The organism is Baekduia sp. Peel2402, assembly GCF_052567285.1.
Map to the genome: position 1 here is coordinate 450,401 of NZ_CP199582.1, position 24,414 is coordinate 474,814.

The 24,414-nt window shown below is 71.0% G+C and carries 20 protein-coding genes; 11 read left to right on the forward strand and 9 right to left on the reverse strand.

Features of this window, described 5'->3' with window-relative positions; all coding sequences use genetic code 11:
- Positions 1–6 precede the first annotated feature (6 nt).
- On the reverse strand, positions 7–3,525 hold the full coding sequence (locus tag ACT01A_RS02265) for a hypothetical protein (protein WP_445150619.1): 3,519 nt from the start codon (positions 3,523–3,525) through the stop codon (positions 7–9).
- A gap of 1,488 nt (positions 3,526–5,013) precedes the next feature.
- Here ACT01A_RS02265 and ACT01A_RS02270 point away from each other — a divergent pair.
- Positions 5,014–7,257, forward strand: a complete 2,244-nt coding sequence (locus tag ACT01A_RS02270) for a putative bifunctional diguanylate cyclase/phosphodiesterase (RefSeq protein ID WP_445150620.1) — start codon at positions 5,014–5,016, stop codon at positions 7,255–7,257.
- Positions 7,258–7,278: 21 nt separating this feature from the next.
- On the opposite strand, the gene ACT01A_RS02275 is transcribed toward ACT01A_RS02270, so the two are convergent.
- Together ACT01A_RS02275 and ACT01A_RS02280 are read right to left on the reverse strand one after the other, a co-directional pair.
- Entirely contained in the window at positions 7,279–8,130 is an 852-nt protein-coding gene (locus tag ACT01A_RS02275) for an NAD-dependent epimerase/dehydratase family protein (RefSeq protein WP_445150621.1), read from the reverse strand.
- Complete coding sequence (locus tag ACT01A_RS02280) at positions 8,127–8,852, reverse strand: sugar phosphate nucleotidyltransferase (RefSeq protein ID WP_445150622.1); 726 nt, start codon at positions 8,850–8,852, stop codon at positions 8,127–8,129. Before ACT01A_RS02280 ends, ACT01A_RS02275 begins: the two co-directional genes overlap by 4 nt.
- Positions 8,853–8,919: 67 nt before the next feature.
- On the opposite strand from ACT01A_RS02280, the gene ACT01A_RS02285 reads away from it, so the two are divergent.
- The 3 genes from ACT01A_RS02285 to ACT01A_RS02295 are packed head-to-tail and all read left to right on the forward strand — an operon-like array spanning position 8,920 to position 11,743.
- Complete coding sequence (locus ACT01A_RS02285) at positions 8,920–10,302, forward strand: phosphomannomutase/phosphoglucomutase (protein WP_445150623.1); 1,383 nt, start codon at positions 8,920–8,922, stop codon at positions 10,300–10,302.
- Positions 10,299–11,288, forward strand: a complete 990-nt coding sequence (locus tag ACT01A_RS02290) for an MBL fold metallo-hydrolase (protein ID WP_445150624.1) — start codon at positions 10,299–10,301, stop codon at positions 11,286–11,288. Before ACT01A_RS02285 ends, ACT01A_RS02290 begins: the two co-directional genes overlap by 4 nt.
- 2 nt (positions 11,289–11,290) lie before the next feature.
- Positions 11,291–11,743, forward strand: coding sequence for a GNAT family N-acetyltransferase (locus ACT01A_RS02295; RefSeq protein WP_445152787.1), 453 nt, complete (start codon positions 11,291–11,293; stop codon positions 11,741–11,743).
- Here ACT01A_RS02295 and ACT01A_RS02300 read toward each other — a convergent pair.
- Complete coding sequence (locus ACT01A_RS02300) at positions 11,740–12,390, reverse strand: MOSC domain-containing protein (RefSeq protein WP_445150625.1); 651 nt, start codon at positions 12,388–12,390, stop codon at positions 11,740–11,742. The two genes, ACT01A_RS02295 and ACT01A_RS02300, sit on opposite strands and share 4 nt — an antisense overlap.
- Complete coding sequence (locus ACT01A_RS02305; protein WP_445150626.1) at positions 12,387–13,349, reverse strand: glycosyltransferase family 4 protein; 963 nt, start codon at positions 13,347–13,349, stop codon at positions 12,387–12,389. Before ACT01A_RS02305 ends, ACT01A_RS02300 begins: the two co-directional genes overlap by 4 nt.
- Before the next feature lie 166 nt (positions 13,350–13,515).
- Here ACT01A_RS02305 and ACT01A_RS02310 point away from each other — a divergent pair, with 166 nt between their 5' ends.
- The 7 genes from ACT01A_RS02310 (at position 13,516) to ACT01A_RS02340 (ending at position 21,642) form a co-directional block, all read left to right on the forward strand.
- Positions 13,516–14,829: a hypothetical protein gene (locus ACT01A_RS02310; RefSeq protein WP_445150627.1), complete on the forward strand. Its 1,314-nt coding sequence runs from the start codon at positions 13,516–13,518 to the stop codon at positions 14,827–14,829.
- Positions 14,830–14,931: 102 nt separating this feature from the next.
- Complete coding sequence (locus ACT01A_RS02315) at positions 14,932–16,089, forward strand: sensor histidine kinase (protein ID WP_445150628.1); 1,158 nt, start codon at positions 14,932–14,934, stop codon at positions 16,087–16,089.
- Positions 16,086–16,691 (forward strand): response regulator transcription factor, encoded by a 606-nt coding sequence (locus tag ACT01A_RS02320; RefSeq protein ID WP_445150629.1) that lies wholly within the window; start codon positions 16,086–16,088, stop codon positions 16,689–16,691. Before ACT01A_RS02315 ends, ACT01A_RS02320 begins: the two co-directional genes overlap by 4 nt.
- Positions 16,682–17,926: a zf-HC2 domain-containing protein gene (locus ACT01A_RS02325; RefSeq protein ID WP_445150630.1), complete on the forward strand. Its 1,245-nt coding sequence runs from the start codon at positions 16,682–16,684 to the stop codon at positions 17,924–17,926. Before ACT01A_RS02320 ends, ACT01A_RS02325 begins: the two co-directional genes overlap by 10 nt.
- Before the next feature lie 155 nt (positions 17,927–18,081).
- On the forward strand, positions 18,082–19,560 hold the full coding sequence (locus tag ACT01A_RS02330) for an aldehyde dehydrogenase family protein (protein ID WP_445150631.1): 1,479 nt from the start codon (positions 18,082–18,084) through the stop codon (positions 19,558–19,560).
- 70 nt (positions 19,561–19,630) lie between these two features.
- A complete protein-coding gene (locus ACT01A_RS02335; RefSeq protein ID WP_445150632.1) occupies positions 19,631–21,061 on the forward strand; it encodes an MFS transporter in 1,431 nt (476 codons plus the stop codon).
- A gap of 5 nt (positions 21,062–21,066) precedes the next feature.
- A complete protein-coding gene (locus ACT01A_RS02340) occupies positions 21,067–21,642 on the forward strand; it encodes a TetR/AcrR family transcriptional regulator (RefSeq protein ID WP_445150633.1) in 576 nt (191 codons plus the stop codon).
- Here ACT01A_RS02340 and ACT01A_RS02345 read toward each other — a convergent pair.
- From ACT01A_RS02345 to ACT01A_RS02360, 4 genes are all read right to left on the reverse strand, one after another.
- Positions 21,606–21,947: a TfoX/Sxy family protein gene (locus tag ACT01A_RS02345; protein WP_445150634.1), complete on the reverse strand. Its 342-nt coding sequence runs from the start codon at positions 21,945–21,947 to the stop codon at positions 21,606–21,608. The genes ACT01A_RS02340 and ACT01A_RS02345 overlap by 37 nt on opposite strands.
- Positions 21,944–22,501, reverse strand: a complete 558-nt coding sequence (pdxT, locus tag ACT01A_RS02350; protein ID WP_445150635.1) for a pyridoxal 5'-phosphate synthase glutaminase subunit PdxT — start codon at positions 22,499–22,501, stop codon at positions 21,944–21,946. The genes ACT01A_RS02345 and pdxT overlap by 4 nt, the downstream gene beginning before the upstream one ends.
- 11 nt (positions 22,502–22,512) lie before the next feature.
- A complete protein-coding gene (gene pdxS / locus ACT01A_RS02355; protein ID WP_445150636.1) occupies positions 22,513–23,397 on the reverse strand; it encodes a pyridoxal 5'-phosphate synthase lyase subunit PdxS in 885 nt (294 codons plus the stop codon).
- 96 nt (positions 23,398–23,493) lie between these two features.
- Complete coding sequence (locus ACT01A_RS02360) at positions 23,494–24,381, reverse strand: MurR/RpiR family transcriptional regulator (RefSeq protein ID WP_445150637.1); 888 nt, start codon at positions 24,379–24,381, stop codon at positions 23,494–23,496.
- Positions 24,382–24,414: the final 33 nt, after the last annotated feature.

A 24,414-nucleotide genomic window follows, 5' to 3' on the forward strand; every position in this document is an offset into this window, starting at 1 on the left:
CATCACCTACTTGCCGAGGGCCCGGGAGAACTTGGCGGAAGAGGAGCCCCAGTCACCTGTGAGCGTGACCTTCACCGACACCTTGAACTTCCGGTGGGCCGACTTCAGCGAGCGCGCCTTCTGGGTCAGCGGGACCGTGATCGAGTAGGACCCCGTCTTGGCCACGTTGCGCACCGTCTTGACGACACGCGAGCCGCTGACCTGTACTCGCCCGTATTGGGTAACGCGGAAGCTGATGCGCAGGGACCGCGATCCGACGGTCACCTTCACGACCGTGAGACGGACGCGGGGCTGCGAAGGCTTTGCCTTCGGTGGCCCTCCAGGGCTGGGTGGGGCGACGACCGGTGGGCTCTCCACCGGCCCCGATGCCGCCTCCGCGCACTCGTTCCCGGCGCACTCACCCGTCGCCGACGGCGACTGACCGGGGAAGCCACCGCCGATGCGAGCGTCGTAGACGTCGATGGACTCGTCCGTGTCCTGACCGACGAGCGACTGAACGGTCGTGAAGAACACGTCGCTCCCGTCCGGCGTCGCATCGGCGAACCGCGCAGCGAAGTTGCCGTCGCCCGGGCTGATCAGTCGCAACTGGCCGTCCTGATACGCGTACACGTCACGTGACCCGTTGTGGTCGGCCGGGACCAGCCGCGCGGCGGTGTCGAAGAACATCAGCCCCCGGTCGTTGACCACCTGCGGGATGCGGTTGCTGACTGTCCTTACCGCTCCGGGGAGGCCTCTGTCGCGCCCGCCGCCGCTGCCGTCGGGCAGGCACGAGACGCACACGTCGTTCTGGGCTTCGGCGTCATAGAAGTGCACCGCCCCCGTCGGCGGGTCGACGTAGGCTAGGTACCGGCCGTTGGGGCTGGCGAAGCGCCGAAGGCCGAAGCCGTTGCCGGTATCCAACGCCGAGGGCGTGAACGTGTGCGACACCCCGTCGCGCCACGACTGCGAGCTGCCGCTGTCATCACGGAAAAGCACGGTGTTCGCGTCGTCGCCAACCCCGTAGACAGAGCCCGAACCCGTGTTGATCGCTTGACCGATGAGCTCGACGTCTCCGGACTGCGTGTCGACGCGGTACAGCCACGCGTTGTGGACGGTCGGTGGGTTGTCGGCCGTCAGCCGCCGCTCCGTGCGGATGATCGCATAGCGCCCATCGCGGCTAATGCCGTCGAGCTTGGCCTCCACCAGGGTGCCCGGTAGGTCGTCACCGCCGGCTTCCGCGACGGAGACCGGGGTCGTAGCACCGTTCAGGTCGTGGCGGTAGACCGCGCCATCGCCGTCGGCATTGTCATAGAACATGACGTTGCCGTCGTCGGAGACGAACCGCGACGTCAGCTCGCCCCCCGCGTTGGGCCGAACGATGGACGCGTTGGGCGAGCTCTCCAGCGTGAGCCCGCCGGTGCGTGACCAGCGGTACATCGCGGTCCCGGGCGCGCCCGGGAGGAGGCTTCTCGGGGAGATGAAGACGATCCAGCTGAAGTCCGGCGCCCCGGCCATGAACTGGTTCTCGGTCTGCAGGCCGGCCATGGCCACATACGCGCTCGAGCCCCGAGCCGTGCCAACCAGGGTGTAGGCGCCGGTGCGCAGGTCGGCAACGTAGTAGTTGCCCCCGCCATCCGTCGCGCCCGGAGCCAGTGCCCGGTTGCTGACCACCAGCGCATGGTCGAAGTCCGACGAGATGGCATGCGCGGACACGCCGACGATCGCGCGTGGCACGCTGAGCGGCGGATCGGTGGAGGTCCAGCGCAGCCAGTCCGAGGACCCTCTGCGGCTCAGGTACCGCGCGTTGACCAGCACGCTCGGGGCGTCCGTCGGCGCGGCGAGCAGGTTGTAGCTCGCAGCGGACCCGTCGGCGGCGACCTGGAAGCCGAACAGGCTGTTCACCACGCCGCCCTTCTTGTCGACCGGGGTTACCTGCTCATAACCGCGTGCCGGCGGATTCGCCGCAACCGTCGTGAACGTGCGGTCGGGCCCTTCGGTCATGCCGGCCGCGTTGCGGACCACGAGCCGGTAGTGGTAGGTCGTGCCGGGTGCTAGGCCCGTGATCGGACGGCTCACCGCGCGCGGTGTGCGGCTCGTCCCAGCCGGAGCCTCCCCGTCAACGGGGACACGGCTGCCGTACCCCGTGGTCGTCCCATACTCGAAGTGGTAGGTCGTCTGCCCGCCGTAGGTGTCGATTGTGCCGGTCAGCTCGGCTGAGCTGGTGGTGATCGCCGCCGCGGCGCCGGTATCGGCGCGTGGTGGCGCGAGGGGGCTGTCGAAGGACACCGCCGCCGCCGTGTTCTCGGTGACGACGCCGTTGACGTCCGTAGCCTGCGCCGCGACACGGATGCGCCAGGAGTTGTTCGCTCCGGCCGGCACGTCGTCCTCGATCGTCACCGTGCCGGTCAGGTTGTCGTGGCTGGCCACCCGGATCCACGGATTCCCAGGATCGATGGGATTCGACACGGGGTAGTCGCCACACGCCGCCGTCGCCGGGCAGTACTCGAACCACGCCGACGTCGACTGGCCGGCCGCCGCGATCTCTGCCGTGGCGTGCACGCCGGTGGCGGTGACGGTGGACAGGGAAGGAGCGTCCACACCAGGCTGATCGGCCGGGACAAAGGTGCTCGCGTTGGCATTGCCGTCGACCACGTAGATGCGATCGCTGCCGCCATCCCACGCGACGCCCTGCACGGCCTGCGCGGTCGGGAAGCGCGTCAAGAACTGCTCCGTCCCGCCTGCGTCAAAGCCCTGGAGATAGGTCTGGCCCTGTCGGTTAATCGCGACTACAACGTCCCCACTCTGCGGGTTGACCGCCGCGCCGACCGGTTGGCTTCCGTTCGCGAGCGACAGCGTTCCCAGTGGTGTGCCCGTCGAGGAGAACTGCCCAACTTGAGCGTTGTCGATGACATAGATCGTGCCGGTCGGTCCGGCCGCGATGGCGCCCAGGTCCTGGAACGCGCCGCCAGCGCCTCCGAAGGACGAGAGAAGCGACCCATCGTTGGCCGAGAGCCGCTCGACCAGCCCCGTGCCTTGGTCGGCGACCAGCAGGTCGCGAGTGACCGGATCGACCGCCAGCGCCCTCGGGGCCGGGGACAGAAGGGAAGGCGCGAAGGTTGGATCGAGGGAATAGGCGGGCGTCGGCGCACCGTCGGAGATGTGCTTCTCGAACCCGGCGCCCCCGATGCCGTTTGCGGACACGTAGAGGGAGCCGTCGACCGGGTCCGCTGCGACATCCTGCGGGTACAGCGACGTGGACACCGAGGTGAGGGACGTGCCGCCTAGTCCTGCGTCCGGTGCGTACACCGCAACCGAACTGCCGCCCTGAAGCACGCCCTGAATCGCCAGGAAGATGTTGCCGGTCGATTGCCCGACCGCGACTCCGCTGTGCTTGGCGTCGAACTGCTGGTCTCCGCCCCCGAACGAGGTCAGGTACCCATAGGAGTCGATGACGGTCGCTCCCCGGGCGACGGACACGAATCCACACGACAGCGACAGCGCAACGCCCACTACCAAAACCAAGCGGGCGCGCACCGCTGCGTCCACAGCACTGCGCATCATTCGACCCTTTTCCTTCGTGAAAATCAGCGCCGCGTCGACTTAGGCACCGGACGCGGAAGGGCGACACTACACACCGATGATTTCTAGAGTCAACCCTGTTTCCTCAGAGAATTATTTTGCAGCAAGTCAGCTCCCCTTGTTACTAAAATAAATCTACTACTAATGCTTATAGAATTCAGGTTGCCAGGCGGCCCACCTCTGATGAGATGGGCCGCCAACGGTAGAGTTACGCGACTCCAAGCGCTTCTACGCGGGATGGACGATCACGCAGTGCGAATGATGTGCGGACCGAGGCCCGAGCCCGTGAACGTGAACCGCAGATGGCTCAGGACCGCAGTGTCATTGTTGCCGGCCGGGCAAGTCGAACCAGTGACCCTCAAATTACTCGTAGTAGTGGTAGTCAGCGTATCCGCCGTAGCTCCGGGGTTGTCGGTGTAGATCGTGTGAAGCGATCCTTCGATGTGGCACAGCTTCTCGCCGCTCGAAGCAAGAGTCAGGCCACAAGTCACGTCAAGGTCCCCAGTCGTGACCGTAGTCACGGTGGGCTGCGCGGTCGCAGTGAACACGAATGCACAGGTGGTTTCCGTACCCGTGGCGCCGCAGTCGCTAAAAGTGACCGAGCCCGTAATGCCCGTGTAGATCGGGGTGACGAACGAGCCAGCGGTGTATGAGCCCCTGGCAGTCGACGTATTGCACGAGAGGTTAAGGCCAGTCGAAGACAGCGTCCCGGCCGGCGCCGTAGCGTCGAACGACCCGCTGCTAGTGACATGCCACGTCACCGCGCTGGCCGTTCCGGCCATAGCACTGACCACTGCTGCCACCGACGCCACAAGGACGACGAGGCGAGAGATCCTGCTCATGATGATGATCTCCTGATTTGGGTTTGAGAGTGCGACGCCAGGTAGGCGCCGCAGAACGACGGGCGCGTCGCTGCGCAGGACCCTCGCTACGAGGTCGTGCGTCTTCCCCCTCCACCGCGGTCAGACGTGCAGACCGCTCGCAACGCCCTTCCGATGAAGCATCCGGCGGGTTTGCGAGCCGCGAGGATCACACCGCGTGCGGCACAGGCCCTCCAGAGCCAAAGTGACAGGACATGCCAGCCGGCAACGAGCGGGTTCGCCCGAACGCCGTTCCTGTGCTAGGCGGTGCGTTGCGCGGTTTCAACGCGTGAGACGCCTATTTCCATATACGCTCTTGTTTAGTAATCGCTGAGTAACCCACACCGGATATCGCAATCGTGGTGCGCGCTCCCTGCCGGATCTTGCCGATCCGGCAACACGAACGTCGTACTGCTGACCGTCACAGAACCGTGTCTCGCGGCTCCCGCACACCCAATGTCCGTCCTGGCGCAATCGCGGTTGAAGAAAACCGCTCACCGGCCGATCACCCAATGGGGGGATGAATCGGATTCCGGCGACATCAGCACCACGGCTGTCTCAGCGGCTTACAGGCCGTAGGGCTCGGCTGTTCAACGTGCTGGTCGGTGCCGCCATCGCCCTGGCGGCGGCGGATCTCATGGTTTTGGCCGGTGTACGCCTGGCCTCCCCCACGATCGGTACGCAGGTGCTGCCGCTGGCAACGGCGTTCGTGGCAGCGGGATTGACGTTCGCGCGGGTGCTCTGGTCCAAGGGCGATCGGCTGCTCTGGATCCTGCTCGCCGCCGGGCTCACGGCGACGCTGCTCGGCGGGATCGTGTCGGCGATCGAGGGCAACCACGTCAACCACGCAGGGCTTCCGGATCTGCTGTGGCTGCTCGCCTACCCGCCGTGGTACGCGGCGCTGGTCGTCATCTCGCGCCACTATCTCGGCAACGCGCATAAGTCGTTCTGGCTCGATGGGCTGCTCATCGGGCTGGCCTCGGCGACCTACATCGCTGCCGTCTTCTTGGACGACCTGACCGGCCTCAACGACTTCACGTTGATGGTCAACGTCGCATACCCGGCGGCGGATCTGGCGCTGCTCGGGATCCTGTTCGGCACGCTGCTGATGATCGGCCGGCCGTCGCCGCAAGGCCTCGTCCTTGCCGCAGGCCTCACCTTCACCCTGGCAGCCGACACCTTGCGCGTGGTTTCCCTGACCGGCGGCCACCACGACGCCTCCGCCGCGATGGGCGTCTGCTGGTCGCTCGGGCTGCTTCTGCTGGCAACAGCATCATGGGCCCGTCCTGCTCCAGGCCGCATGCTGCCCGTCGGCGGCTGGTGGGAGCTGACGTCGCCGGCGTCGATCGCGACGCTCGCGGCCGCCGTCCTGGTCGTCGACCACTTCGACCGGATGCCGACCGCCGCGATCATCCTCGCGGCGGCCACGTTCGCCTCCGCGCTCGCGCGGCTGGTGTGGACGCTCCGTGAGGTCAGGTCGCTCGCGCTTCACAGACGCGAAGCTCTCACCGACGACCTCACCGGCCTCCCGAACCGCCGCGCGCTGTTCCGCGAGCTCGAGGTCCTGACCGCCGCCGGCGAGCGCTCATCGCGCCGCTTCGCGCTCCTCCAGCTCGACCTCGACGGCTTCAAGGAGCTCAACGACACGCTCGGCCACGCCGCCGGCGATGAGCTGCTGATCGCGATCTCGCGGCGGTTGGAGTCGGTCGTCCCGGGCACCCTCGCGCGCCTTGGTGGCGACGAGTTCGCCGCGATCGTCCCTGAAGGCTTTGACGCCCGCGCCGTCGCTGACCTCATCGGCGCCGCGCTGCACGCGCCGGTCGGGATCGAGGGCGTCGACGTGGCGGTCAACGCCTCGGTCGGCATCGCGCACTTCCCGCAGGACGCATACGACTCGCACGAGCTGGCCCGCCGCGCCGACGTCGCGATGTACGACGCCAAGCGTCTGGGCACGGTCGTCGCCGGCTACATGGCCGAGCACGACGACCACTCGCTTGACCGCCTCGCGCTGGCCACCGACCTGCGCAACGCCTTCCACCGCGACGAGCTGTGGCTGGCGTTCCAGCCGCAGGTCGACATCGCCACGGGCCGGATCTCCGGCGCCGAGGCGCTGATCCGCTGGAAGCACCCTCAAAGAGGCGACGTCCCGCCCGGGGTCCTGCTCCCCATCGCTGAGCGCACCGGCCTAATGCCGCAGCTGACGCTCTGGGTCCTGGAAGCCGCGGTCGCCCAGGCGGCGGCGTGGCGCCGGTCCGGGCTGGACATCCACGTGGCGGTCAACGTCTCCGCGATCGTCCTCGTCGACGCGACGCTGCCGGACCGGATCGCCGAGACCCTGGCGCGCCACGCGCTGACGCCGGAGAACCTCTGCGTCGAGGTCACCGAGGACGCGGTCATGCGCGACACTTCGCGGGCGATCGCGATCCTCAACCGGATCAAGGCCTCCGGCGTCGAGATCTCGGTCGACGACTTCGGCACCGGCCAGTCCTCGCTGGAGCAGCTGAAGAACGTGCCCGCGGACGAGCTGAAGCTGGATCGCTCGTTCGTCCTCGGGATGGTCGAGGACCCGCAGGACGCGGCGATCGTCGGCTCGGTCGTCGGCCTCGGCCGCGCGCTCGGGCTGCGGGTCGTGGCCGAGGGCGTCGAGACCCCGCAGGTCTGGCAGCGCCTGGCCGAGCTGGGCTGCGACGTGGCGCAGGGCTTCGGCCTGGCGCGCCCGATGCCCGCGGCGCAGTTCGAGCGCTGGGCGCGCGAGCCGAGTGACCGCGCCCGCCTGCTGGTGCCGCAGCTGCACACGTCGCGCGCGACGTGGCGGCCGCGGCGGCGCAGCGTCGCCTAGCGGCGGCAGCGCGACGGAGCCCTACAACAACGCCCGCAGGCCGTTAGCCAGCGGGATCATCGCGCGCCACCCGGTCGCCGCGGTCACCTTGGTGATGTCAGCGACGCGCGTCGTGCCGTCCTCCGGTCCTGACTCGTAGACCGCGTGCAACGGACGCGCGGTGATCGCCTCGAGCGTCTCGACCACCTCGCGCACGGACACCGGCACGCCCGAGCCGATGTTGTAGGCCTCGCCGGGCGTGGCGGCAGAGGTGTCCGCAAGCGCGAGCGCGATGAGCGCGCGGGCCGCGTCGTCGGCGTGCAGGAAGTCGCGGCGCGGCGTACCGTCGGAGCGCAGGCGTGGCGCGCGCTGCTCGCGGGCGGCGGCGACCAGCTCGGGGATCAGTCGCGTGGCGTGGCGGTCGCCGGGGCCGTAGACGTTGGTCAGGCGCGCGACGATCGCGCCGTGCTCGCGGGCCAGCTCATCAGCGCGCGCGTTGGTAATCGCGTAGGGCGAGACGGGCGCGAACGGGGTGTCCTCGCTCAGCGCGCCGTCGGCGGGGCCGTAGACCGCCAGCGTGCCACCGACGACGACGCGCGCGCCGCCCGATCCGGACGCGGCCGCCGCGCTGACCACCGCGCGGGTTCCGTCGACGTTGACCGCCCCGCCGCCGAGCGCGTCACCGGCCAGGTGGAAGACCACGTCGACGCCCTCCAAAGCCCGCGCGACCAGCCCCGCGTCGGCGACGTCGCCGCGGACGTCGGCTTCCGGGCCACGCGCGAGCACGATCACGCGATCGCCCCGAGCCCGCAGCGCGGCCACCAAAGCGCGCCCGATGACGCCGGTTCCGCCGGTGACCAACGCGGTGGCCGGGCCGGCGCCGCTTCCGCTCACGCCCACGTCCTCCACGGCGGCGCGCCGCTCGCCCAGAGGTCGTTCAGAAGGACCGCGTCCTTGTAGGTGTCCATGCAGTCCCAAAACCCGTCGTGGCGATAGGCCCGCAGCTCCCCGTCCGCCGCCAGGCCCTCCAGCGGCTCGCGCTCCAGCACGTGCTCGGGCGCGAGGCGCTCCAGGACCGGCGCGTCGAAGACGAAGAACCCGCCGTTGACCCAGTGCTCGCTACGGGGCTTCTCGCGGAAGCCGGTGACGCGATCCCCGGCGCCGCCGAGCTCCGTGACCCCGAACTGCAACTCCGGCCGCACGACTGTCATCGTCGCCGCGCCGTCGTGCTCGGCGTGGAAGGCGATCAGCGCGCGCAGGTCGACGTCTGCGACGCCGTCGGCGTAGGTGGCGCAGAACGTCCCGCCCTCCAACAGCGACGCCGCCGCGTGCAGCCGCCCGCCGGTCGGCGTGTCCAGCCCGGTGTCGACGCACCGCACGCGCACGTCCGCCGGCCACTCGTGCCCGTCCACGAACGCCGTGATCTGCTCGCCGAGGTAGCCGGTCAGCAACACGAACTCCCGGAAGCCCGCCTGCGCGTACAGGCGGATCACGTGCCAGACGATCGGCAGTCCGCCGATCTCCACCAGCGGCTTGGGAATCGTGCCGGTGTGCTCCTGCAACCGGGCGCCGCGGCCACCGCACAGGATCGCCACCGGGGGCATCGGGTCCGTCACGCGCGGGAACTCTGCCTGACACGGCGCGGCCACGCGGTGACGTGGTCGCCGACTAGGATTCCAGGCGATGAACGTCCCCTCTGAGATCTTCAAGGCCTACGACATCCGCGGCATCCACGGCGATCAGCTGGGGCCGGAGGCGGCCGAGCTGATCGGGCGCGCGTTCGCGCGGGTGATCGCGCAGCTGGAGGGCAAGGACACGACGGAGCTGCGGCTCGGGCTCGGGCGCGACATGCGGCTCAGCGCTCCGGACATGGCCGCGCGCTACCGCGCTGGGATGGTCGCGGAAGGCGCGACGGTGATCGACGCCGGCCAGGTCGGGACCGAGATGTTGTACTGGCTGGTCGGGTCGCGCGACCTCGACGGCGGCCTGATGTGCACCGCCTCGCACAACCCGAAGGCCTACACGGGCGCCAAGCTCGTCAAGCGCGGCGCGATCGCGCTGAGCGGCGACGAGGGGATCCAGGACATCCGTAAGCTCGTCCAGGAGGACGCGTTCGGCGAGCCGGCCGCGACGCCGGGCGAGGTCGAGGAGGTCGACCTCTACGAGGACTTCCAGGTCGCCGCGCTGAAGGCGATCGAACCGACCAACGTGAAGCCCTTGAAGGTCGTCGTGGACGGCGGCAACGGCATGGCCGGCCCGATGGCGGGCCCGGTCCTGCGCGGCCTCGGCCTCGACCTGGTCGAGACCTACTTCACGCCCGACGGCAACTTCCCCGACCACGAGCCCAACCCGTTGTTGGAGGAGAACCGCCAGTTCATCATCGACAAGGTGGTCAGCGAGGGCGCCGACCTCGGGATCGCCTGGGACGGCGACGCCGACCGCTGCTTCTTCATCGACGACACCGGTCGCTTCGTGGACGGCGACTTCCTCACCGCGATCCTCGCCGAGCACCTGCTGGCCAAGACCCCGGGCGCCGACGTGCTCTACGACGCGCGCGCCTCCCGGGCGGTGCCGGACACCGTCACGGCCGCCGGCGGCACGCCGCACATCAACCGCGTCGGCCACGCGTTCTTCAAGACGCGCATGCGCGACGAGGGCGCGATCTTCGGAGGCGAGGTCTCAGGCCATTACTACTTCCACGACTTCTACAACGCCGACTCCGGGACGCTCCCGGCGCTGTTGGTCCTGGAGAAGCTCAGCGTCGAGGGCAAGAAGATGTCCGAGTTGTTGGAGCCCTACAAGGCCAAGTACTTCATCTCGGGTGAGATCAACAGCGAGGTCAACGACGGCGCCGCCAAGATGAAGGAGCTGGAGGAGCACTACGGCAGCCAGCCCGGCGCGACGGTCACGCACGTCGACGGCGTCTCGATCGACTTCGAGGACTGGCACTTCAACGTGCGCCCGTCGAACACCGAGCCGCTGCTGCGGCTCACGCTGGAGTCGTTGGTCAGCGAGGCCGACATGGAGGCCAAGCGCGACGAGGTGCTGGGCCGGATCCGCGCGTGAGCGCTGACGACAGCATCAAGGTCCTCCCCATCCCGACGCCGTTCGCGGTCGGGCGGGTCAACACGTATCTGGTCGAGGACGACCCCCTGACGCTGGTCGACGCGGGGCCGAACTCCGGTACGTCGCTGACGACGTTGGAGGCCGCGCTCGCCGAGCACGGACGCAAGATCGAGGACTTGGAGCGGATCGTCCTCACCCACCAGCACATCGACCACATCGGGTTGGCGCAGATCCTGGCCGAGCGCTCGAGCGCTGAGGTCTGCGCGCTGGACGCGCTGGCGCCGTGGCTGGCGCGCTACGGCAGCGCGATGGAAGAGGACGACAACTTCGCCTCAGACCTGATGCGGCGCAACGGGATCCCGGGCGACGTCGTCGTCGCGCTGCGGGCCGTCTCGAGCTCCTTCCGCGCCTGGGGCTCGCCGGTGCAGGTAACGACGCCGCTGGCCGCCGGATCGACGCTCGGCTTCGCCGGTCGCACGTGGGAGATCCTGCACCGCCCGGGGCACTCGCCGTCGGACACCGTGTTCTTCGACGCAACCACCGGCGACCTGATGGCCGGCGACCACCTCATCAAGCACATCTCGTCCAACCCGCTGATCTCGCGGCCGCTGGACCTCGACGCCCCGGCGGATGCGCCGCGCCCGCGCGCGCTCATCACCTACCTCGAGTCGCTGCGCGCGACGCGCGAGATGGAGCTGCGCCAGGTCCTGCCGGGCCACGGCGAGCCGATCGACGACCACCGCACGCTGATCGACGAGCGCCTCGCCGGCCACGAGCGGCGCGTCACGAAGATCGCGGGGATCATCGCCGGCGAGCCGAAGTCCGCGTTCGAGATCGCCCAGCAGATGTGGGGCAACGTCGCGGTCACGCAGGCCTTCCTCACGTTGAGCGAGGTCCTCGGGCACGTCGACTTGCTGCTGGAGCGCGGCGAGGTGCGCGAGGTCGAGGACGACGGCGTCGTGCGGTTCGCGAGCGCCGCGTCGTGAGCATGCGGCGGGCGCGACCGGACGAGGCCGGCGCCGTCGGCGCGCTGGTCGAGGCCGCGTTCTCCCGCCACATCGAGGCCGTCGGCCAGCGGCCCATGCCGATGGACGACGACCACGCGGCGCGCATCGCCGCCGGCGAGCAGTACGTGCGCGACGCCGACGAGGGCTCCGGCGCGCTGGCGTCCTCGATCGTGTTGGTGGACAACGGCGACCACCTCGTCGTCAACAACGTCGCGGTCGCGCCCGCGTTTCAAGGCCATGGCCTCGGTCGCGCGCTGCTGGAGTTCGCCGAGTACGAGGCGCGCCGCCGCGGCTTCGCCGAGGTCCGCCTGCACACCAACGCCGCCATGGCCGACAACTTGGTCATGTACCCCAGGTTGGGCTACACCGAGACCGGGCGCGAAACGCAGAGCGGCTTCCACCGCGTCCTGTTTGTCAAGACGCTGGACGGCTAGGCGCGGGTGAGCAGGTAGTCGAGCGCCAGGCGCCACTGCTCGGCGAGCTCAGGGACAGCGTGGACGTGGCGCATGGCGTCGGCGTCGTGGCGGTCGCGGTAGGTAACGCGGAGGACTTCGGCGACGGTGACGTCGGAGACGCGGTCGGTGAGGGTGAGGGTGTCGCCGAGGCCGATGGTGCCGGGGTGTAGGACGCGGAAGTAGAACCCGGCCTTCAGCTCCTCGCCCATGAGGCGGACGAGCGTCTTGGAGGACCAGCGGACGCCGACCTTGTAGCAGGGGCCGCGTGGCTGGCTGACCTGGACGACGGCGCCGTCATCGCCCAAGGTGTAGGTGTCGCCGATGTGGGCGTCGTGCTCGGTGAGGCCGGTGAGCGTGACGTTCTCGCCGAAGGCGCCGTCATCGATCTCGGGGTGGATCGCGTCGCGCCAGTACGGAAAGTGCTCGGACGGATAGGCGCAGACGGCCTTGTCAGGACCGCCGTGGACGGTGAGGTCGGCCTGCTCGTCGCCGGGCAGGCCATCGACGGTCAGCGCGAGGCGGCCGTCGACTGGATCCTTGTAGATGCCGGACTCGACCATGTGCCCGCGGAAGGGCAGGACGGGCTTGGCGGCGCCGACGCGCAACGAGATAACGCGCGCGCTCACGCGAGCACCTCGCTCAGCACGGCGTCCACGCCGCGCGCGGTCGCGTCCCACGTGAGCGGCGCGGCCTGCGGCGGGCCGGCGGCGCGCCACGCCTCCCGATCGTCCAGCGCGCGCTCCAGCGCGGCGGCGACCGCCTCGGCGTCGGTCGGATCAACGAGCTGCGCGGCGTCGCCGCAGACCTCGGGCAGCGCGCCGCGGTCGGCGGCGACAACCGGGACGCCCGCGGCCAGCGCCTCCAGCGCGGTCAGGCCGAAGCCCTCGTAGAGCGACGGCAGCACGAACGCGGCGGCGCCCGCGTACAACCCCGGCAGCAGCGCGTCGTCGACGTGGCCGAGCGTGCGGACGCCCGCGGTCGGCGCGTCGTCGCGGAACTGCGGGCGGTCGCCGCCGGCAGCGACCAGCGCGACGCCGCGCGCGGCCAGCCGGCGCGCCGCGAGGTCGAGCACGTTGAGGTTCTTGCGCGCGGTTCGGCTCGCCACGGTCAAAACATAGTCCTTGTCTTCTAGCCCGAGCGCGCGACGGGCGCCCGCGGCGTCCGCAGATGGCGTGAACCGCGCGTCCACCCCACCCGGCACGACCGCGACACGCGAATCGGGCACGCCGAGCAACTCCACCACCTCGGCCTTCGAGAACGCCGAGGGCGCGATCACCTTCGCCGCACGCTTGGCGATCTGCGGGAGCACAGCCCGCTGCCACTTCACGTACAGGTCGCTGTACCAGCCCGGTTCACGCAGTGGCGCGACGTCGTGCAAGACCACCACATTGCGTCGCCCCGCCAGCGGCGCGAGGTTCGCCGGGCAGAGGATCGCCGCCGCCCGCCGCGCGCTGACCGGCAGCACGAGCTGCTCCCACGCGTGCCCCGCCCGGTGCGCGAACGCGCCCGGCGGCCGCGCGACGACGTAGCGCGCCGGCGCGAGAACGGGAAGCCGCGCGCTCAGCTCCCGCGCCCACCGCTCCACCCCACCGAGCTCTGGCCGCGCAGCCGCGCGGGCGTCGATGACGACACGCGGAGCGCTCAGCGCTCTGCCTCGATCGTCGCCAGGTGCGCGATAGTCCGCATCTCGGCCTTCGAGTATGACGGCGGCAACGGCGCAACCTCCGACCCGGGGCGTACGTTCCCTGAACATGCGCCGCGCACTTTTCCTCACCGTCGCCATCGCCCTGGCAACGTCGGGCAGCTCCGCCCACGCCGCCACGTGGAGCGCGCCGCAGTCGGTCTCCCAACCGCATACCTTCGCCGGGCCGCTGCTGGTCTCGCCGCGCTCTGACGGCCGGATCGTCGCCGCGTGGCCGTGGCAGGACAACATCGGCAACGACGCGATCGGCGGCGAGGCGATCGCCTCCCGTCCCGCCGGCTCCACCGCGTTCGAGCCTGAAGCGCCGGCGCTCGACGGCGTCGCCGCGATCTCCGCCTACGCCCGCGACCAGACGCTCTCCCTTGCCGCCCAGGGCCTGCCGACGCGCGACCGCTCCGGCTACTTCGTCTCGCGCCTGCGCGTGTCGTTCGACAACGGCACGGCTCGGACCCTCGCCACAGCGCCCGTCTACCACGCGCCGGTACTGGCCACGGCCCAGACCTCGACCCGCGCGCTGATCGCCTACATCCAGCCGACGAAGACCTCTACCGGCGCCAACCGCCGCATCGTGCGGGTCATCGACCGCCGCAACGGCGCGTGGACGCAGCCGTCGACCATCGCCGGAACCGGCCGCGCGGACCAGCTCGCGGCCGCCGCCAACGCGCGCGGCGACCAGGTCGTCGCCTTCGCCCGCCAAGGCCAGGTCCTCGCGCGCGTGCGCCACGCCGGCCACGGCTGGGGCTCGCTGCGCACGCTGGCGACCTCGACGACCGCCAGCCAGACCACCTTCACGCTGAGCGCCGCCGTCGACGCGCGTGGCCAGGTCCGCGTCGTCTGGCGCCGCCACGTCTACCGCGGCGCGACCTCGCTGCAGACCGCCGCGATGCTCGTCGGGCGCTCAACCTTCACCACGCCACAGACGCTCATCACCGACGGCGCGTCCGCCACGTTCACGATCGTCCAGGCCCCCGGCGGCTGGGCGATCGCCACCGTCGAGACCACGGCCGCTGGGCCCCGGCCCACGCTGCACCGCACCAGCGGCGGCAGCGCATTTGGCCCCACCGCCTACGCCGCGCCCACCCAGGGCGGCCTCCGCAACGCGACCGTCGCTGCCGGCTTCGACGGCACGATCGCCGTCGCCTGGATCGTGCCGCTCCCCAACCAGAACGGCGGCGGGATCGCCCGCGGCGCCGCGATCGCGCCCAACACCACCGCCTTCGGCCCGGTCGAGGACGTCTCCCCCGCCGAATCAGTCTCCTCGGTGCGCCTCGCCCCCACCAACAACGGCATCACCGCCCTCTGGGTCGGCCGCCCAACGACCCCAACGCAGACCGTGATCCGCGCCGCCACGCGCACGCCGTGACACCTGTCACGCCCAAGACGGGAGATCGGCCCCCTACCGCCGATCGGCCTGGAGGGGGACCATCCGTCCATGCTGCTTCCCCCGACCCGCGACCATTCTCGCGTGCGCGCTCAGCCCTGCCCACCGGAGGAGGGACTGCTCATCGTCCCTCGCCGTGGGCAGTGGGCGATGATGCTGTCGCTGGTCTTCGTCGCCGGCCCCGCGTTCGACGCCTTCAACGAGCTCGACGGGATCGCCACCGCGGCAGCCCTCGCCGGCCTGATCGCGTTCGTCGCGCTCTACTGGCGCACGATGATCGGCGGCTGGGTCATCCAGGATCGCTTCGCCGACGACGACCGCCAGTCGATGATGCGCGTCGCGGGCCTCGCGGTGCTGGCCGCCGCGCTCTCCGCGCTGGCCGGCAACAGCGACTGGTCGGGCCTGTGGTGCTTTGTCGCCGCCGCGACCGGGCTGCGGGTCGCGCGCGAGATCGCGATCCCGCTGATCGTCGCCGAGGGCCTGGCGGCCGCGCTCACCGCCGGCCTGGCGGCCAACGACGGCGGCGCCGCCTTCAGCCTCTTCATCGTCACCTTCGGCGTCGGCATGCTCACCGGCGGCTTCCGGCGCCTGCGCGTCGTCAACCGCCAGCTCGGCTACGCCCGCGACGAGATCGGCCGCCTCGCGGTCGCCGACGAGCGCCTGCGCTTTGCCCGTGACCTGCACGACCTCCTGGGCCACTCGCTCAGCGTGATCGCGCTCAAGAGCGAGCTCGCCAACCGGCTGATCGTCGACCAGCCCGAAGAGGCCGCCACCCACGTCCGCGACATCGAGGCGGTAAGCCGTCGCGCGCTCTCCGAGGTCCGCGAGGCCGTCGCGGGCTACGCGCGGCCCATCCTCGCCGCTGAGCTGGCCGGCGCGCGCGACACGCTCGCCGCCGCCGGCCTTGAGGTCGACGCCGCGCCCGCGCCGGCCGTCGATCTGCCCCCGGACGCCGAGGCCGTGCTGGCCTGGGCGATCCGCGAGGGCGCCACGAACGTCCTCCGCCATGCCGGAGACGCCCGGCGCGTCCGGATCCGCGTCGCGGTAAATGCGACCGACGCGGCGCTGGAGCTGGTCGACGACGGCAGCGCGTCGTCCAGTGGCGACACGTCCGGCACCGGCCTCGCCGGACTCGCCGAGCGGGTCGCCCGCGTCCGGGGCCGCATGGACGCCGGCCCCGCGCAGGACGGCGCCGCCGGGTTCCGCCTGAGCGTGACCGTCCCGCTGGAGGCCGCGCGATGATCCGCGTGCTGATCGCCGAGGACCAGGCGATGGTGCGCGGCGCGCTCGCGTCGCTGCTGACGCTCGAAGGCGACATCGAGGTCGTCGCGCAGGTTGCGCGCGGCGACGAAGTCGTGGCCGCCGCGCGCGATGCGGCACCAGACGTCGCCCTGTTGGACATCGAGATGCCCGGCGGCGACGGCCTGTCCGCCGCGGGCGAGTTGGCCGACGCGCTCCCCGACGTGCGCGCGGTCATCCTCACAACCTTCGGCCGTCCGGGCTATCTGCGCCGGGCGATGGAGAGCGGCGCGCGGGGCTTCGTCCTCAAGGACGCCCCGGCGACCGAGCTGGCGACCGCGATCCGGCGCGTCATGGACGGCGAGCGGGTCCTGGACCCGGCGCTGGCCGCGGCCGCGCTGGCCGACGGCGAGTCACCGCTGACCCCGCGCGAGGCCGAGGTCCTGGCCGCGGCGCGCGGCGGTTCCCCGGTGGCCGACGTCGCGGAACGCCTGCACCTGTCTCAGGGCACGGTGCGCAATTACCTGTCGAGTGCGATGCAGAAGCTTGGGGCCCACTCACGGGCCGAGGCCGTCAAGGTGGCGGAGGACAAGGGATGGCTGTGAACGAGGCGCTGGAGTACATGCCGCTGGATGGCCGTCTAGGCTCCGCGGCGATGGAAGGCAGTTCCGACAAGGGCGTCACGCCGGAAGGCGTGAAGGCCGGAGACCGCGCCGCTTTGGCGGCGCTCGTAGAGCGTCGTGGACCGGCGGTGGTCGCGTTCTGCACGCAGGTCTGCGGCCCCCGAATGGCCGATCGCGCGGCGGCTGAGGCGTTCGCCCGCTTCCGCGCTGCGGTGCGTGACGCGCCCGACCTGACCGCGCTCGATCCGGAAGGGCTGCTGCGCGGCGCCACCCGGCACGCGGCCGCGTCGCTGGCCCGCCAGCCCAGCGGCCCGCCGCCGTCCGGCAAGCTGCGCTCGCGCGGCACCCAGACCTGCCAGCACGTGCCGACGATGCTCGCCGCGCGGGCCAACGGCGCGCTCGGCAAGGCCGACCTGGAGCGCCTCGCGCGCCACCTGGAGCGCTGCGAGCGCTGCGATGCGCTCGCCGAGATCTTCCGCCGCGCGGAGCTGGCCTACCAAGACCCTGCGGTCGACACGCTGGGCACCGACACGTCGTCGGTGCTGATCGAGGCGCTGGAGGCCGTGTCGCTGACGCCGCACGGGGTCGCGCCGGCGCCTGCGCCGGACGCGCCGGTCGGCGAGACGCTGACGGGCGCCTACCCGCAGCTGCCGGACCTCGACGACGAGGTCCCGATCGTGGTCGAGGTGCCGGTCCCGGCCGCGGTTGAAGCCGAGACGCCCGCGGACGCCGAGGCCGACGCCTTGCTGGAGGACGTCGAGGCCGGCGTCGCCGCGCCGCTTGACGCCGGGGACGAGCTCGACTTCGGCGCCACCGCCGAGTGGAACAACGAGCTGCCGGACGCCATCGCCGACGAGCACGACGCGCTGCCAGAAGCCGAGCCCGGGACCGTCCTCACCGGCGGCAAGAAGGCCCGCCGCTCCGGCGCGCGCCCGCTGGTCATCCTGCTCCCGGTCCTGCTGGTGCTCGCGCTCGGCGCGGCCGCCGCCGCGCTCGGCGGGGTCTTCAGCGGCGACGACGGCGCCGCGACGGTCTCCAAGCCGCCCGCCCCGCAGGTCGAGGCGCCGGTCACGACGCCGCTGCCGATCAAGGTCAAGGCGAAGGCCAAGACCACGACGTCGACCACCGCCGCGACCGGCACCACCACCGCCGAGCAGGCCGACTCGCTGGGCACGAGCGCGCCCGAAGTCACCGACGCGACCGGCACGACGCCCTAGCCCCCGCAACACCCAGCAACCGGTCCAGATGTACGCTCGCTGACATCGAGCTGCCGCCGTTCCACAACGAACCCGTCCTGGATCTGGACGACGCGACCCATCGCGAGCAGCTGCTCGAGGGCCTCACATGGCTTGACGGCCAGCTCCCGCTCGCGGTGCCGGTGTGGATCGGGAGCAAGCGCCGCGACGGCGCGCAGCTGAGCTCGACCGACCCGGCCACGCCGTCACGCCGGGTCGGCGCCGCGCCGATCACCACGGCGCTGGAGGTCACCGCCGCCGTCTCGGCCGCCCAGCACGGGTTCGCCGAGTGGGCGTCGCTGCCGGCGCGCGAGCGCGCACAGGTCCTCTCGCGCGCCGCGACCTGGCTGCGCGAGCGCCGCACCACGCTCGCGGCACTCTGCGTCCGCGAGGCCGGCAAGCCGTGGCCCGAGGCCGACGCCGAGGTCTGCAAGGCCATCGACTTCTTGGAGTTCTACGCGCGAGGAGCCGTCGTGCTCGGCCGCGGGCGCGCGCTCTTCCAGGTCCCGGGCGAGCGCAACTTCATGCACTACGCGCCGCGCGGCGTGGTCGGGGTCATCAGCCCGTTCAGCCTGCCGCTCGCAGGCCCGGCCGGGATGACCGCCGCTGCGCTGGCGACCGGCAACGCCGTCGTCCTCAAGCCCGCCCACCAGACGCCGCTGTGCGCGTTCGTGCTGGTCGAGGCGCTGCGCGACGCGGGCGTCCCGCCCGACGCGATCGGGCTGCTGCCCGGCGGCCCGGAGACCGGCGCACACCTGGTCCGCGACCCGCGCGTGGCGACGATCGCGTTCACCGGCTCCACCCGTGCCGGGCTGGACATCGTGGAGGCCGCCGCGCAGCTCGCGCCCGGCCAGCGCCACCTCAAGCGCGCGGTGGTCGAGATGGGCGGCAAGAACTGCGTGATCGTCGCCGCGGACGCCGATCTGGACGTCGCCGTCGGAGCGATCCTGCGCTCGGCCTTCGACTACGCGGGCCAGAAGTGCTCGGCGGCGTCACGGATCCTGGCCGACGAGACGATCGCCGACGAGCTGCTGGAGCGCCTGGCGACCGCGGTTGACGAGCTGGTCGTCGGGCCGCCGGAGGACTTCGCCACCGAGGTCGGGCCGGTGATCGAGGCGGCCGCCCAAGACCGCATCGCGCGCTACGCCACGCACGCCGCGCGCTCCGGGAGGGTCGTCGCGCACCGGCGTCTCGGCGGCGACGCCAACGGCGGCTGGTACTGCCCGCCGATCGTGATCGCCGACGTCGACCCGTCGGCGCCCGCGCTGACCGACGAGGTCGGCGGGCCGCTGCTGACCGTCGAGCGCTACGGGTCGCTCGACGAGGCCTGCGCGCGCGTCGACGCGCTGCGCTACGCGCTGACCGGCGGCCTGTTCTCGTCGGATCCGGACGTGATCGACGCGGTCGTCGCGCGCACCCCCGTTGGCAACCTGTACGTGAACCGGCCGATCACAGGGGCCATGGTCGGACGCCAGCCGTTCGGCGGCAACCGGCTCTCCGGGACGGGCACGAAGGCCGGCGGCCCGGACTACCTATTGCACTTCGTCGAGCCGCTCGTGGTGAGCGAGCACACGGTCGAGACGGCCAAGCGGACTCCAGAGTCCACTTCACGCTAGGCTAGGTGGACCCCAAGGTCCACTTATGTCTCAGACTCCTTCCTCACACGCTCTCGATCGTCCCCACCCCATGCGCAGCCTGCTCATCCTGAGCATCGCCGCGCTCGCCTTCGCGCTCGCCCAGACCACGCTGATCCCCGCGCTCGGCGTCCTCAAGGAGGAGCTGCACACCGACTCCTCCGGCGTCGCCTGGACGCTCACCGGCTACCTCCTGGCTGCCGCCGTCTTCACGCCGCTCTTCGGCCGGCTCGGCGACATGTTCGGCAAGCGCCGGCTGCTGGTGATCTCGCTGATCTTCTTCACGCTCGGCTCGGTCGTCGCCGCGCTCGGCTCGTCGCTGGGAGTCGTCGTCGCCGGCCGCGTCCTGCAGGGCGTCGGCGGCGGCATCTTCCCCTTGTGCTTCGGGATCATCCGCGACGAGTTCCCGCGCGAGCGCGTCGGGCAGTCGATCGGCCTGATCTCCGCGACGCTCGGTATCGGTGGCGGCCTCGGCCTGGTCATCGGCGGGTTGCTGGTGGACAACGCCAGCTACCACGACATCTTCTGGCTGAGCGCGGCGATGTCGGCGCTCGCCGCGGTCGCGGTCCAGATCTGGATCCACGAGTCGCCGATCCGCACGCCCGGCAAGGTCGACCTGCGCGGCGCCGCGGTGCTCGGCGTCGGCCTCGTCCTGCCGATGGTCGGGATCGCCCGCGCCAACGTCTGGGGCTGGGGCTCACCCAAGGTCATTGCCTTGGTCGCGATCGGCCTGGCGATCCTCGCGTTCTGGGTGTGGTTGCAGAAGCGCACGGCCGAGCCGATGGCCGACATCGTCACGCTGCGCCGCCCGCCGGTGTTGATGACCAACGTCGCGACGATCCTCGTCGGCTTCGGGATGTTCGGGGCCTACATCTTGATCCCGCAGCTGGCCGAGGCTCCGGAGTCGACCGGCTACGGCTTCGGGCTGAGCGCCACCGCAGCGGGGGTCCTGATGCTGCCGTCGGCGCTGGCGATGTTGTTCGTCGGGCCGATCTCCGGCATTCTGGGCGCCCGCAGTGGCAACAAGCTGCCACTCGCGCTCGGCGGCGCGACCACCGCGCTGGGCCTGATCCTGATGGGGATCTGGCATGGCTCGGAGTGGGAGATCCTCGTGTTCAACACGATTGCCTCGGTCGGGATCGGGCTCGCCTACGCGGCGATGCCGAACCTGATCGTCGACGCGGTGCCGCCGGAGCAGACCGGCCAGGCGACCGGGTTCAACGCGGTCGTGCGGTCCGTCGGGTCCTCGCTGGGGTCGCAGATCACCGCGGCGGTGCTGGCGGGCAGCGTGCTGGCGAGCACGAACCTGCCGTCCGACAGCGGCTACGCCGACGCGTTCTTCATCAGCGGCGGAATTGCGCTGATCGCGGCGATCGCGGCGTTCTTGATCCCGACCGACGGCGGCCACCAGCACGTGTCGATCGCGTCGGAGATCGGCGCGGCGTCGCCGCTGCCGGACCCGGCGCTGGCGGCGGAGGTCTGAGCCGGATGCCGTCCGCCACCGCCACCGCCGCGCGTCCCCGCCGCGCTGACGCGCTGCGCAACCGCGAGCGCGTGATCGAGGCCGCGACCGAGGTCTTCGCCGCCAAGGGCATGGACGCCGGGATCCCGGAGATCGCGGCGGTCGCCGGCGTCGGCAAGGCCACCGTCTACCGCAGCTTCGCTTCCAAGGAGCACCTCGTTGCGGCGGTCGCCGTGCAGCGGCTGGCGTGGATCACCGGCCGGGTGACCCAGGCTCTGGTCCAGGACGACGCGGGCCGCGCCTTTGAGGACGTGCTCGTGGAGATCGCCGAGCGCCAGGCCGAGGACGGCGCGATCGCAGCGTCGTTGGCCTCCGAGATCCATCTGCCTGAGCTAGAGGCCGCGCGAGCGACCACGCATGCCGCCTTCGAGGCCCTGATCGACCGCGGCCGCGCCGAAGGCGCCCTGCGCGCCGACGCCACCGCAGCCGACGTGCGCGTGCTGTTCGCGGGCGTCTCGCAGGTGCTGCGTGCCGAAGGCGAGCGCGACCCCGTGACCTGGCGCCGCTACGGCCGCCTGGTCGCCGATGCCCTGCGCGCGTAGGCCAGCGCCTCGTCGGCCAGCGCGTCCCACTCGAACGCGCGCTCGGGGCCGATCACGACCCACTCGCGCATCTGCCGGCCGCCCATCGCGAACGGCCGCGCGTACCCGTCGGAGGCCAACTCCTCGCAGCGCCCTTCGGCGAGCTTGACCACCAACTCGCCCTTGACGTCCATCGCGAAGATCTTGTCGTCGAACCGCAGGCCGGGCGAGCTGAACGCGTGCTTGAGCTCGATCCGCTCATCCTCGGCAAGCAACCGCTCGACGATGCCGCGCCAGATCTCGTCGGCCTCGTCGTCGTCGCTCATCGCCGAGCCGCCGAGCGTACGCGATCCAGGAACAGCCGATGGAGGCGATCCTCACCGCTTAGCTCCGGGTGAAACGCCAACACCATGATGTCGCCTTCGCGCGCCGCCACCGGATGGCCGTCGACCGCCGCGAGGACCTCGACGCCGGGGCCGTGCTCCTCGATCCACGGCGCGCGGATGAAGATCGCGTGGACGGAATCGCCTTCGAGGTCGGCGAAGTCGAGGTCGGCCTCGAAGGAGCGGACCTGGCGGCCGAAGGCATTGCGCTTGGCGACGATGTCCATCACATCAAGATGGTCGCGGTCGAGCATGATCAGGCCCGCGCAGGTGCCGAGCACCGGCAGGCCGCCGCGGATCGCGTCGCGCAGCGGCTCGGCGAGGCCCTCGCGGGCGATGCCGAGCGTCATGGTGGTGGACTCGCCCCCGGGCATCACCAGCCCGTCGAGTCCCTCCAGGTCCGCGACCGTGCGGACCTCGCGCGCCTCCTCGCCAAGCGCGCGCAGGACCTTCAGGTGGGCGTCGAAGCCGCCCTGAAGCGCGAGGACCCCGATCACGCGTGCCGCGCCTACCAGCCGCGGTTCGCGAAGACCTGCGAATCGTCGAGCTTGCGCGCCTCGAACGACTGCATCGCATCGCCCAGGCCGGTCGACGCCGCCGCGACGCGCTCGGCGTCGGCGAAGTGCGTCGTGGCCTCGACGACCGCGCGAGCCATCGCCTCCGGGTTGGAGGACTTGAAGATGCCCGAGCCGACGAAGACCGACTCCGCGCCCAACTGCATCATCAACGAGGCGTCGGCCGGCGTCGCGATACCGCCCGCGGAGAACAGCGGGACCGGCAGCTTGCCGTTCTTCGCGACCTCGCGGACGATGTCGTAGGGCGCCTGCAGCTCCTTGGCGGCGACGAACAGCTCGGTCTCGTCCAGCGTGCCCAGGCGACGGATCTCACCGCGGATCGAGCGCATGTGGCGCACGGCCTCGACGACATCGCCCGTGCCGGCCTCGCCCTTGGAGCGGATCATCGCCGCGCCCTCGCCGATACGCCGCAGCGCCTCGCCGAGGTTCGTCGCGCCGCACACGAACGGGACCTTGAACGCCCACTTGTCGATGTGGTGCGCCTCGTCGGCGGGCGTCAGGACCTCGGACTCGTCGATGTAGTCGACCTCCAAGGCCTCCAGCACCTGCGCCTCGGCGAAGTGGCCGATCCGGGCCTTGGCCATGACCGGGATCGTCACGGCCTCCTGGATGCCCTTGATCATCTCCGGGTCGCTCATGCGAGCGACGCCACCATCACGGCGGATGTCGGACGGCACGCGCTCCAGCGCCATGACGGCGGCCGCGCCGGCGTCCTCGGCGATCTTCGCCTGGCCGGCGTCGACGACGTCCATGATGACGCCGCCCTTCAGCATCTCGGCCAGACCGGCCTTCACCCGGAACGTCGCTTCGTCGCGCATAGCGCGAATCTAGCGCACTTTGGCCCGCGTTCAAGGGCCGCCCAAGCGGACCAAATGCGGGCCAAGTTGGGGCCAACCGGGGTTGGCCCCGCCGAACTACTTCAGCCGGAACGCCTTGATGCGATCCGCGTACTGCTCAGTGTCGCGGGCGTACACGCCATAGGCCAGCGCCTGCAGCTGCGAGAGCAGCGCGGTGTGCGAGCGCACGTAGGCCGGGGAGTTGGACGAGTAGTACAGCTTGATCTGCGCGAGCTTGGCGACCTCGGACAGCGTCGCGTCGACAACCGCGAGCGTCGGGGCCTTGCGGTGGCGGGCAAGCTTCATCGCGCGGACGACGAGCGGGTGCGGGCGACCGGCGCTCAGGCCGATGACCAGCGTGCGCTCGTCGATCCGGCCCAGGCGCGACAGCGCCTCCTGTGACGGCGACGCCACGATCTCGGCGCGCAAGTCCAACAACATCAGCAAGTGGCGGAAGTAGCTGGCGAAGAACGCCATCTGATCGGTGCCGCAGACCAGCACGCGATCGGCCGAGGCAATGGCATTGATTGCCGCCTCGACGTCGGAGCGCGAGACGCGGCGCGCGGTCTCCTCGACGTTGTTGTAGTCGGCAGCGATCGCGGTCTCGAACTCGTTCTGATCCAGCGAGAACAGCGGCTCGGGCGACGCGGCGCCAGCCCCACTGACCTGGCCGGAGGCGACCTTGCGGCGGTACTCCTCACGAGCCGAGTGCTGCAGCTCCGGGAATCCCTCGAAGCCGAGCGCCTGCGAGAAGCGCACGACCGTCGACGACGAGGTGTTCGCGCGGCGCGCGAGCTCCTCGGCGGTCTGGAACGCGACCTCGTCGAGGTGGTCGACGATGTACTGCGCCACATCCTTCTGGCTGCGCGAAAACTCGTCGAAGCGCGCCTGGATGTAGGCCGACAGTGTCTGGTGGCCACGCGCCTCGTGCGGCGGGGCGGTGATGGTCGCGGACGTCCTCTTCATGGGCGGTCGGTCTTTCGACGCTCCGGCCGCGGT

Coding starts and splice junctions, on each gene's coding strand:
- pdxS (WP_445150636.1), bottom strand. CDS start 23,397: ATGCGCGACGAAGCGACGTTCCGGGTGAAGGCCGGTCTGGCCGAGATG.
- ACT01A_RS02295 (WP_445152787.1), top strand. CDS start 11,291: ATGCGGCGGGCGCGACCGGACGAGGCCGGCGCCGTCGGCGCGCTGGTC.
- ACT01A_RS02320 (WP_445150629.1), top strand. CDS start 16,086: ATGATCCGCGTGCTGATCGCCGAGGACCAGGCGATGGTGCGCGGCGCG.
- ACT01A_RS02310 (WP_445150627.1), top strand. CDS start 13,516: ATGCGCCGCGCACTTTTCCTCACCGTCGCCATCGCCCTGGCAACGTCG.
- ACT01A_RS02340 (WP_445150633.1), top strand. CDS start 21,067: ATGCCGTCCGCCACCGCCACCGCCGCGCGTCCCCGCCGCGCTGACGCG.
- ACT01A_RS02285 (WP_445150623.1), top strand. CDS start 8,920: ATGAACGTCCCCTCTGAGATCTTCAAGGCCTACGACATCCGCGGCATC.
- ACT01A_RS02325 (WP_445150630.1), top strand. CDS start 16,682: ATGGCTGTGAACGAGGCGCTGGAGTACATGCCGCTGGATGGCCGTCTA.
- ACT01A_RS02335 (WP_445150632.1), top strand. CDS start 19,631: ATGCGCAGCCTGCTCATCCTGAGCATCGCCGCGCTCGCCTTCGCGCTC.
- ACT01A_RS02360 (WP_445150637.1), bottom strand. CDS start 24,381: ATGAAGAGGACGTCCGCGACCATCACCGCCCCGCCGCACGAGGCGCGT.
- ACT01A_RS02345 (WP_445150634.1), bottom strand. CDS start 21,947: ATGAGCGACGACGACGAGGCCGACGAGATCTGGCGCGGCATCGTCGAG.